6 protein-coding genes are annotated in these 11,691 nt (G+C 42.0%); all 6 read left to right on the top strand.

Annotated features, from left to right (window positions below):
• The first annotated feature begins 14 nt into the window (after positions 1–14).
• On the top strand, positions 15–1,379 hold the full coding sequence (locus K5R16_RS18185) for a DUF1329 domain-containing protein (RefSeq protein ID WP_220739260.1): 1,365 nt from the start codon (positions 15–17) through the stop codon (positions 1,377–1,379).
• A gap of 50 nt (positions 1,380–1,429) precedes the next feature.
• Positions 1,430–2,446, top strand: coding sequence for a YCF48-related protein (locus K5R16_RS18180; protein ID WP_220739258.1), 1,017 nt, complete (start codon positions 1,430–1,432; stop codon positions 2,444–2,446).
• A 13-nt stretch (positions 2,447–2,459) separates the two neighbouring features.
• Positions 2,460–4,763, top strand: a complete 2,304-nt coding sequence (locus tag K5R16_RS18175; protein WP_220739256.1) for an RND family transporter — start codon at positions 2,460–2,462, stop codon at positions 4,761–4,763.
• 262 nt (positions 4,764–5,025) lie between these two features.
• Positions 5,026–9,870 (top strand): NAD-glutamate dehydrogenase, encoded by a 4,845-nt coding sequence (locus K5R16_RS18170; RefSeq protein WP_220739254.1) that lies wholly within the window; start codon positions 5,026–5,028, stop codon positions 9,868–9,870.
• Positions 9,871–9,929: 59 nt separating this feature from the next.
• The gene (gene pyrD / locus K5R16_RS18165; protein WP_220739252.1) at positions 9,930–10,949 is read left to right on the top strand and encodes a quinone-dependent dihydroorotate dehydrogenase; all 1,020 of its coding nucleotides are present in this window, start codon (positions 9,930–9,932) and stop codon (positions 10,947–10,949) included.
• Positions 10,950–11,123: 174 nt separating this feature from the next.
• Positions 11,124–11,657, top strand: coding sequence for a cell division protein ZapC (locus K5R16_RS18160; RefSeq protein WP_044555902.1), 534 nt, complete (start codon positions 11,124–11,126; stop codon positions 11,655–11,657).
• Positions 11,658–11,691 lie beyond the last annotated feature (34 nt).

Genomic DNA, 11,691 nt, shown 5'->3' with positions numbered 1-11,691 from the left:
CAAGGACAATAATAATGAAGAATCTTGCGATATTGTCTGCAGCAGTCATGATGGCTTTAAGTGCTTCTAGTGCTGTAGCTAAAGTTTCTGACGCAGACGCTGCCAAACTAGGTACCGAACTTACACCTTTAGGTGCTGTAAAAGCTGGAAATGCTGATGGTTCAATTCCAGCATGGAATGGCGGCATTACTGAGCCTGTAGCGGGTTACAGTAAAGGTATGCATCACCCGGATCCATTTCCTGGTGACAAAATTGAATTTACCATTACCAATGCCAACAAAGATAAATACAAAGAATATCTTAGTGACGGCCAAGTAAAATTATTTGAGTTGTACCCTGAAACGTTCAAGATGAATGTGTATGAAACTCGTCGTTCAGCGTCAGTTCCTCAATTTGTCTACGATGCCACAAAAGCTAACGCGACTCGTGCTGAGCTGATTGATGGTGGTAATGGATTGACTGGTGCATCTATCGGTGTACCGTTTCCAATGCCTGAGAACGGCTTAGAAGTTATCTGGAACCATATACTTCGTTTCCGTGGTGTTGATATTAAAACCTCACGCAGCCAAGCTGCACCCACTGCGGGCGGTAGTTATACCTTGGTTGAAACTGCCGAAGAGATCCGTTTCCAGTACTCTCGACCAGAGATGACGCTTGATAAATTGGCTAAAGAGAATACGTTATTCTTCTTCAAGCAAGTCGTGACCCAGCCTGCGCGTTTGGCAGGTACTGCACTGCTTGTTAAAGAGACCATGGATCAAGAGAAATTGCCGCGTCAAGCTTGGACATATAACACTGGCCAACGCCGTGTTCGTAAAGCGCCTAACGTTGCATTCGACACGCCAGGTACAGTATCTGACGGTCTAAGAACAACCGATGATTTTGATATGTTTAACGGCTCGCCTGTGCGTTATAACTGGGAGTTAGTCGGCAAGCAGGAGCTTTATATTCCTTACAACGATTATAAGCTTCATTCTGATAAACTTTCATATGAGCAGATAGTTACTCCGGGTCACATCAACCCAGAGTATGTTCGTTATGAAAAGCATCGCGTATGGGTTGTTAAAGCAACACTTAAAGAGGGAATGCGTCATATATACAAGGCGCGTACTTTCTATATCGATGAAGACTCTTGGCAGGTATCTGTCGCTGATCTGTACGACAACCGCGATGAGCTTTACCGTGTCGCGATTGCTCATGGTTTGAACTACTACGAAGTGCCGACACAATGGAGTACGTTAGAAGTATTCCATGATCTACAGTCTCGCCGCTATATCGCAATGGGGCTTGATAATGAAGGCCGTATGTACGATTTTGATGCAAAGTTGAGTGAAGGTAACTTCACGCCTGCTGCGTTAAGACGTGCTGGTATTCGTTAACCCACTTAGAGAGGGGCGTTATGCCCCTCTTATTTTGAAAGGAAGTCTGTATGTCGTTTAGCATGCTTCGATTTATCTCAATCTTGAGTGTCGCCAGTATTTTTAATTCTTCTGCTTTACTTGCTCAAGAAACCAATTTAGAACAACAAATACAACCTCTTGCTGCTCATTCATTAGTGCTTGATATTGCTCAGGCTGGCAATACACTTGTTGCTGTTGGAGAGCGTGGTCATGCCTTTATTTATGATACTCAATGGCAACAGGTTGCCACACCGACCGTCGCGCAATTAACCAAGGTTTTCTTTATTTCAGAGGCAAAAGGTTGGGCCGTTGGACATGACGCCACTATATTGCACACTGAGAATGGTGGTAAAACCTGGCAACTGCAGATGCAGTCTGAAGATATTGATAAGCCATTTTTAGATCTATTATTTTTCGATGAAAATAATGGCATCGCTATTGGCGCTTATGGCTTATTTTACCGCACCAATGATGGCGGTAAAAGCTGGATAAGTGAGTACCATCAAGAGCTACTTTTCGAAGAAGATGTTGCTTACTTAGAAGAACTTAAAGCTGAAGATGAAGCGCTATACTTATCAGAGCGTAGTACCTTACTGCCGCACTTTAATCGTGTTATTCCTGTTACAAATGGTCAGTTGATTATGGTCGGTGAACTAGGCCTTGTCGCACTTTCAAGCGATAACGGTCGCAATTGGAATAAGCAAGAATTTCCCTATGAAGGCTCTCTTTTTAATTCAAGCGTTGTTGGTGATACTGTCTATGTGATGGGACTTCGCGGACATCTTTTTAGAGCAAATCTGCCGCTGTCTCAATGGCAAGAAATCACATTACCGGTAGATTCAACGATCAATGCAGGTATTGCTATCAATAAGTCTACGTTGCGCCTTGTCGGCAATGCTGGTGTAGTTATTGATGTTTCGGCTACCGATGAAGCTACATTGGTTGAACAAAGACAAGGCGAAAATCTAGTCGCTATTGCTAAAGACACCGCTGGCGGATTGTGGGTCGCTGGTAATAAAGGTCTCATCAAGTTAGAACAAAAATAATAGGACCTGACTTATGTTAGATAAATTTGTAAACGGTATTGAAACCTATCTTTTTAGGCACCGGGCCTTTGTAATATTCTTATTTATTATTACAACCCTATTTCTAGGTATACAAGCTAGTAACCTAAAAATGGATGCAGCTTTTGTAAAGAATATTCCTCTAAATCACAGTTACATGAAAACCTATTTAAAGCATCAAAAGCAGTTTGGTGGTGCAAATAGCATTATGGTTGCAGTTGAAGACACAAGCGGAAACATCTTCAATGCTAACTTTTTTGACTCGCTCAAAAATGTTCACGACCAATTATTTTTTATTCCAGGTGTAGATAGAGCTCAAGTTAAGTCTCTATTCTCTCCGTCAACTCGCTTTACCGAAGTCGTCGAAGATGGTTTTGCTGGCGGTCCAGTGATCCCTGCGGACTTCACCACTTCTGAACAGGGTTTATCAATAGTCAGAGGTAATATAGAAAAAGCCGGTATTGTTGGACGTTTGATTGCAGAAGATTACTCAGCAGCAATGGTCAGTGCTCAGTTAATGGATTTTGATCCACAAACAGGTGAAGCGCTTGACACACTTGCGTTTGCTGAACAATTAGAGCAAGAGCTACGCGCACAGTACGAAACAGATGATATAAAAATTCATATCATTGGCTTTGCTAAAATGGCTGGTGACGTTGCCGAAGGTGCAAAAGGGGTACTGCTATTTTTCTTAATAGCAATCCTCGTAACAGCAGTAATGGTTTACTTTTTCTCTAAATCAATCGTGCTTACCATTTTACCTTTAGTGTGCAGTTTAACTGCTGTTATCTGGCAATTAGGTCTGTTGACCGTTGTTGGTTTTGGTTTAGACCCGATGTCCATCTTGATCCCGTTTTTGGTGTTCGCGATCGGGGTCAGCCATAGTGTACAAATGATTAATGCGGTCAAACGACGCGTTAGCGACGGACAGAGCACTAAAGCTGCGGCAGCGTTAGCATTTAGAAGTTTATTGATCCCAGGTGGTGTAGCGCTACTTTCAGATACAATCGGTTTTATGACGCTACTGGCGATTGATATTGGCATTATCCGAGAGCTCGCCATTTCAGCTTCTCTTGGTGTTGCGGTTATTATTTTAACCAATCTTGTTTTGTTGCCACTTGTGATCTCATACACTCATGTGCAGCCGCAAAAGAACACAGCACCTGTAAAAGAAAATAATATTTGGGTCAAACTGTCAAAGTTTGCAACGCCTAAATATGCAGTTTGGGTTTTGCTCATCACCGCGGGTTTGTATGCTGTAGGTTTACAGCAAGCCAATCAGATGAAAATTGGCGATTTACAGGGCGGGGCGCCAGCACTGCACCTTGATTCTAGATACAACCAAGATACTTTTTTCATTACAGACAAGTTTTCAATTACTACCGATGTGATGACCATTATTGTTGAGGCATTCCCAGAAGCTTGTACTTACCATTCTGTGTTAACTCAGATTGACGAATTTGAATGGCAAGTCAGTAATACCAAGGGTGTTGAGTCAACAGCAAGTCTTGCCTCTGTCGCTAAGAGAGTCAATGCTGGCTTTAATGAAGGTAATCCGAAGTGGCAAGTCCTACCTAGAAACACCGCCAGTCTTGTACAGGCAGTAGGGCGCGTACCAACCACTTCAGGTTTATTGAACAGTGACTGCTCTGTCATGCCAGTGTATCTGTTCCTTAAAGATCATAAAGCTGAAACCATTGAAGTTGTCATCGACAAAGTTAATCAACTACAGAAGCAGATGAATAATGATCAGCTTACATTTAAGCTAGCATCTGGACCTGTTGGGGTTATGGCTGCGACTAATGAAGCGGTTGCAGAAGCACAACTACCTATGATGCTCTATGTTTATGGCGCAGTGTTCGTACTGTGTTTAATTAGCTTCCGTTCTTTGCGAGCCACCATTGCGGTTATCTTGCCGCTCTATGTGGTTTCAACATTAGCGCAAGCATTGATGACCCAACTTGATATCGGTCTTGCAGTTAGTACGTTGCCTGTTATTGCATTAGGTGTCGGAATTGGGGTTGATTACGGGATCTATATCCTGTCAACAATGGCTGTAAGGCTTAGAGATGGTATGCCAGTCCAGCAAGCTTATTATGAAGCGTTAGTTGAGCGTGGTAGTGCGGTGATATTTACCGGATTGACACTGGCCATTGGTGTGAGCACTTGGTTCTTCTCGGCACTTAAATTCCAAATGGACATGGGAATATTACTGACGTTTATGTTTTTGGTGAATATGCTCGGGGCAATAATTATCCTGCCGGCGATTACCGCCATATTCTGGCGACAACCTAAGTAAATAAACCAAAAAGAGAAGCTTAAGCTTCTCTTTTTTTTTGCATAAAAAAACGCTATCAGCGATTGTTATTTCATCACAAAGCAATAAATGATGGCTAGCATTCTTTTTAGGAGGCACTACCACTAAAATAGTTCTCGAATTATGGCAGATTTAGTAATAGACTTCGCGCTATGACCTAGGTCACAGAAATAGGCTCAGGTCAGATTTTGAAGCATCCATAAAAATTAAAAGCGCTGCCATAGCCCCCTAAGGAAACAGCAACATGGCCTTGAAAGATGCAATGCCTTCAGTACTACTAGAAAATGTAGTCAACCTTATTCACTCTAAAGTTCCAAATTCACAAGCAAAACAAGTAGAACAGTTTGCTACTTGCCTATACGCGCATATGTCGAAAGACGACCTCAATGCCCGTAATGACAGCGACCTTTATGGCGCAGTTTTGAGTCAGTGGAACGCCCTAAACAAAACTTCCGTCGGCGAAGGCCACATACGCGTGTTTAACCCAAGCCAATCGAAACATGGTTGGGAGTCTAGCCATTCCATCATCGAAATTATCCAGCCGGATATGCCTTTCTTAGTTGATTCTGTCGGTATGGCAATTAATCGACTAGGGATCACGGCGCACATGATGTTGCATACGCCAATGGCGATTGAGCGTAAAGATGGCTCGGTGACGCATGTAAGCTATAGTGCAGAAGATAAAGCGGGTGTCGACAAAGTCGCCGTCTTCTTAATTGAAATCGACCGTCAAAGCAGCGATAGCGATATTAAAACTTTGACCAAAGAGATTGAGTCTATCATTGCCGATGTTGCGGCGTCAGTTCAAGACTGGGACGCAATGTCAGCAAAGCTTGGTGAGACTATTTCTGAGCTAGCGACAAGGCCTTATCCAGGGACAAAAGAAGAGCTTAGCGAAGCCACTAATTTTCTTCAATATCTCAATAACCACCACTTTACCTTACTAGGTTACAGACGTTACGATTTACGTAAAGTGGAAGGTGATTTAGAACTTGTTGCAGATAAAACCACAAGCCTCGGTTTGATGACCAAGTCAGCGAAAGCAAAGACTGAAACCGGTTTGATGTTATCTGATTTTTCAGAAAGTGCCCGTAAAGAAGCACTAGATACTAGTTTATTAGTATTAACGAAAAGCAGTGAAAAGAGCCGAGTCCATCGCCCAGCGTACGTCGATTATATTGGTGTTAAACGCTTTGACGACAAAGGTAATGTCGTTGGCGAAGATCGCTTTATCGGTTTGTATGCGTCTAACCTTTATAATCGCAGCCCTCGCGAGATCCCACTGTTGTCTGAGAAGGTTCAGCGGGTGCTTGATAACTCCGGTCTAACGCCACGTTCTCATGATTATAAAGCATTAATGCATATTCTTGAGACACTGCCACGCGATGAGTTGATCCAAGCTAATGTTGAAGAGCTTGCTCGTATTGCTCACGGCGTACTTGAGATGCAAGACCGCGACAAACTTAAATTGTTTGTTAGAAAAGACGGATTTGGTCGATTCTTATCTTGTTTAGTGTATGTATCGAAAGATCGCTATAACACTAAGCTGCGTGAAGATACTCAAAGAATTCTGGCACAGCACTTTAATAGTAGTGAAGATGTTGAGTTTACAACATATTTCTCTGAGTCAACTTTGGCTCGAACTCACTACATTATCAAAGTTGATAACAATAATATGGATGTCGATGTGGCCGCGATAGAGAATAATTTAACTGAAGCAGCACGTTCTTGGGAAGATAAACTCGGTAGTGCATTAATCAGTAATCAGGGCGAAGAAATCGGTACTAGCCTAGTTAAGCGTTACGTTAATGCTTTCCCTCGTAGCTACAAAGAAGATGTTTTACCTAGTTCCTCTGTGGTTGATGTGCAGCACCTTGAAGCGCTGGATGATGACCATAAACTGGGTATGCTGTTCTATCAGCCACAAGAAACGGCACTTAAAAATAGCAAAGTTCGCCTAAAACTGTTCCATAAGGACGAGCCAATCCATCTTTCAGATGTGTTGCCTATGCTAGAAAACTTTGGCTTGCGTGTCATTAATGAGCGTCCATACGAAGTGATTACCGCTGACGGTGACACCTACTGGATCTTAGATTTCTTGATGACCACACAAGATGTCGCAACAGATGATCTTGCTGATAGTCAAGAGCGCTTCCAGACTGCGTTGTCTCAAGTGTGGAAGAAAGAGCTAGAAGATGATGGCTTTAACCGTCTGGTTTTATCAACTGGTCTAACGGGGCGCGAAGTCTCAGTTCTTCGTGCTTACGCTAAATATATGCGTCAAATTGACTCTACCTTTAGCCAGGCATACATCGAAGAGACGTTCTCAAGTTACCCGCAGATCGCTGATTTGTTGGTGAAAATGTACATACGTAAATTCAACCCTAAGTTGAAAACACGTACATTAAACAAGTTTATTGAACAAATTGATATTCGCCTAGAAGACGTCTCTAGTTTGGATGACGATCGAATTATTCGTCGTTATTTAGACTTGATAAATGCGACAAATCGAACCAACTTTTATCAAGTAGCGGCTTCTGGTGAGGCTAAGTCATATATCTCATTTAAGTTTGAGCCTGAACTTATCCCTGAGATGCCAAAACCTCTGCCGAAGTACGAAATTTTCGTTTACTCTCCACGTGTTGAAGGTGTCCACCTTCGCGGCGGAAAGGTCGCTCGTGGTGGCTTACGTTGGTCCGATCGACGCGAAGATTTCCGAACTGAAGTACTCGGTTTGGTAAAAGCACAGCAAGTTAAAAATACCGTGATTGTTCCAGTTGGCGCTAAAGGTGGCTTTGTTTGTAAACAGTTGCCTACTGAAGGTGGACGTGAAGCTTTCTTCGCTGAAGGGCAAGAGTGCTACCGCCTATTTATTCGTGGTCTACTCGACATTAGCGATAACATTATCAATGGCGAAGTTGTAGCGCCTGAAAATGTCGTTAGACATGACGAAGATGACGCTTATTTAGTTGTAGCAGCTGATAAAGGCACCGCGACATTCTCTGATATCGCTAACGCAATTGCAGAAGAGTATAACTTCTGGCTTGGTGATGCATTCGCATCAGGCGGTAGTAACGGTTACGACCATAAGAAGATGGGCATCACTGCTCGTGGTGCTTGGGAGTCTGTTAAACGTCATTTCCGTGAAATGGGCGTTAATTGCCAAACTACAGATTTTACCTGTTTAGCCGTTGGTGATATGGCTGGTGATGTATTTGGTAATGGCATGTTGTTGTCTAAGCACACACGCTTAGTTGCAGCATTTAACCATATGCATATCTTCATTGACCCGAATCCTGATGCAGCAAGCAGTTATATAGAGCGCGAGCGTTTATTTGCGCTGCCACGTTCAAGCTGGGAAGATTACAACGCCGAACTTATCTCTAAAGGTGGCGGAATATTCTTGCGTTCAGCAAAATCGATTCCATTATCTGCTGAAATGAAAAAGATGTTGGGTAGCCAGAAATCATCAATGCCGCCATTAGAGTTACTCAAAGAGTTGCTTAAAATGCAGGTCGATTTGATTTGGAATGGCGGTATCGGTACTTATGTTAAGGCGACTCGCGAATCACATGCTGAAGTAGGCGACCGAGCCAACGATTCAATCCGCGTCAATGGCGATGAAGTTAAAGCTAAAATTATTGGCGAAGGCGGTAACTTAGGTTGTACTCAACTAGGACGTATCGAATACTGCGCCAATGGTGGCCGTATGAATACCGACTTTGTTGATAACGTTGGCGGTGTTGATTGTTCTGATAACGAAGTTAACATTAAGATTTTGCTTAATGCCTTAGTGGCAGACGGTGAAATGACTGTTAAGCAACGCAACCGTTTGCTCGAAGAGATGACGGATGAAGTAAGCCGCATCGTTCTGCAAGATTGTAAAGACCAGACTCGCACCATTTCAGTTACTCAGGTGCGCGGCGCTGAGCAGCTTAAAGAACAGATCCGCTTTATTCATTACCTAGAGAAAGAGGGCAAACTCGATAGAGCGCTCGAATTCTTGCCTAATGAAGATGAGCTAGCCGACCGATTAGTGAATGGTAAATCATTAACACGACCTGAACTTTCTGTACTCGTCGCGTACGCTAAGATGGTCTTGAAAGAGCAACTACTGACTTCTGAAATAACTGAAGACAGCTTCTTGAGCCAACTACTTGTTCAGTATTTCCCTAAGCAACTGCAAGAGAAGTACACCGTAAACATGGCTGCGCATCCATTACGCGGCGAAATTATTGCCACCTCATTAGCGAATGAACTCGTTAATGATATGGGACTTAATTTTGTGCAACGTATGCAAGATGAGACAGGTGCCTCAGTTGCGGAAGCTGCCATTTGTTACACTATGGCTCGCGAAGTATTTGGTTTAGCTGATTTAACTAAGTCGATTACCGATCTGAACGGTATTATTCCAGCAGTTGTGCAGTGTGAGATGTTGCATCAACTACGACGCAATATTCGTCGTGCTAGTCGCTGGTTCTTGCGTCATCGCAATCGTAATCTTAATATTGAACAGACTATTGAGTTCTTTACTCCAGTCTTTGATGAACTTAAAGCGAATGTTCATCAGTATATGGATAACGATGAAGTTGCAGGCATCCGTGCTGAATCAGATGCACTAATTAAAGAGGGTGTACCTGAAGATGTAGCAATGGTTGTTGCTAATGTGAGCACGTTATTCTCAGCGTTAGATATTGCACAAATCTGTGATCTTGAAGCTAAACCTGTACCGTTAGTTGCAGAGACATACTTTAAGTTAGGTGCAAGTGTTGACTTGCATTGGTTCCTTGAGCAGATAAGTGCGCAGCCAGTATCAAACCATTGGCAAGCACTAGCAAGAGCAGCGTTTAGAGAAGAGCTTGATTGGCAGCAGCGTTCACTCAGTTCTGTAGTATTAAGAACATGTACTGAAAGCTGTGATGCTAGCAAGATCATATCGGAATGGATTGAATCAAATCAAAGCTTGTTGGAGCGTTGGTTCCATATGCTGGCTGATTTCAAGACTTCGCAAAGCCATGAGTTTGCAAAGTTCTCAGTTGCCCTACGTGAACTTAACCTTTTGATCCTTCACTGCGAAGGTCAAAAGTAATCTGATTAAAATCAGAAGCCCTGGCAATTGCCGGGGCTTTTTTCGGTCTAGGAGAAAACATGTTTTATAAAATCGCACAAAAGTTCATGTTTCAGATGGATCCAGAACTGGCGCATAATTTTGCTATCGGCAGTTTAAAGTCTACTGGTAATTCACCACTAAACTGCTTTTATGCACAAAAAATTAAACCAGCCCCAGTAACAATGATGGGACTAACTTTTCCAAATCCTGTTGGTTTAGCTGCTGGTATGGATAAAGACGGTGAATGTATTGATGCTTTCCATGCGATGGGCTTTGGCCACGTAGAAGTTGGTACTGTTACACCGCGTCCACAACCAGGCAATGAACAGCCGAGGTTGTTTAGACTTAAGCCTGCTAAAGCGATTATTAACCGCATGGGATTCAACAACAAAGGCGTAGATAGCCTGGTTGAAAATCTTAAAGCTGTTAAATCTGATGCTATGGTTGGTGTCAATATTGGTAAGAATAAAGACACGCCAGTAGAGCTTGGTAAAGATGATTACTTAATCTGTATGGATAAGGTTTATCAATATGCTGCATACATAGCAGTCAATATTTCATCTCCGAATACGCCGGGTTTACGATCGCTACAATACGGTGATCTGCTTGATGATCTTTTAGGATCACTAAAGCAAAAACAAAAAGATCTTGCTGAAAAGCATGGTAAATACGTACCCATCGCATTAAAGATTGCACCAGATCTTTCAAGTGAAGAGATTGAAAAGATTGCAGATTCACTCATTCGCAATGAATTTGATGGAGCAATTGCCACTAATACAACTTTGACTCGCGATGGTGTAAGTGGTTTGCTCAATGCAAATGAAGCCGGTGGTTTGAGTGGTAAGCCTTTGAATTCATTGTCAACAGTGGTGATTAAACAACTCGCAGATTGTCTTAAAGGTCAAATACCTATTATAGGCGTTGGCGGAATTAACACTGCTGCAGATGCACTCGATAAAATTGATGCTGGTGCTCAAATGGTGCAAATTTACTCTGGTTTTATTTATCAAGGACCACAGTTAATTAAAGATATTATTGAAGCTTATCGTATAAAATAAAGGCTACGCGATCATATTTTATAATATAGATCATAAAACGATCATTAAGATCTAATATTAGATCGAGATGATCGTTTTTTATTTTATAAGATCTGAAAAAACGTTTTAAATTTATTTTGATATTGATGAAATTATCATCTATTATCCATTTGTATCTTAATAAAGGTAAACGATATGTTATTAATGCCAAAAAGGGATTGGCAATGGGGATATAACGAAACACATGGTGTATTAACTGTTTCGTTAGGAAGTGATATGGAATTTCTATCACCTTTTAAATTAAAGTCCCTAATACCAGATGCCAAAATAACAACTGAGTTTAGTGTTGAACACGCTAAGTTCTATATTGCTTTGGTTGATCGTTTACAAAAGACACTTTCCCTCAATGATGCTCTCATTGTACAAATAGCGTTAAACGCTACTGCCGCGCACTTTTTATTGAAGCCACAGATGCCAAAGTCTTGGTTTTTCGATGTGTCTCATGAATGTGTATACAGTGATATCGGCAAGATTTTTCAGCTGAGAACCACTGAGCACAGTGTATCAGCTATGGTCATTGAGTCAGGCTTACAAGCATCACTTGTTATGATTTTATCCCAAGAATGCCGATTAACTGAGACTAAAAAGTTAGCTCAGTTTGAAACGATTAAAGTTATGCATAATCGTTTGGCTCCATTAACAGTGGAAAGGAAAGTTAATGTGGCTTAAGTTTGTTTTTTGAACAAATGGTATAGATATGAAA

This window comes from Shewanella sp. c952 (assembly GCF_019654975.1).
Lineage (GTDB): Bacteria > Pseudomonadota > Gammaproteobacteria > Enterobacterales > Shewanellaceae > Shewanella.
This window is presented reverse-complemented; position numbering and strand designations above follow the sequence as displayed.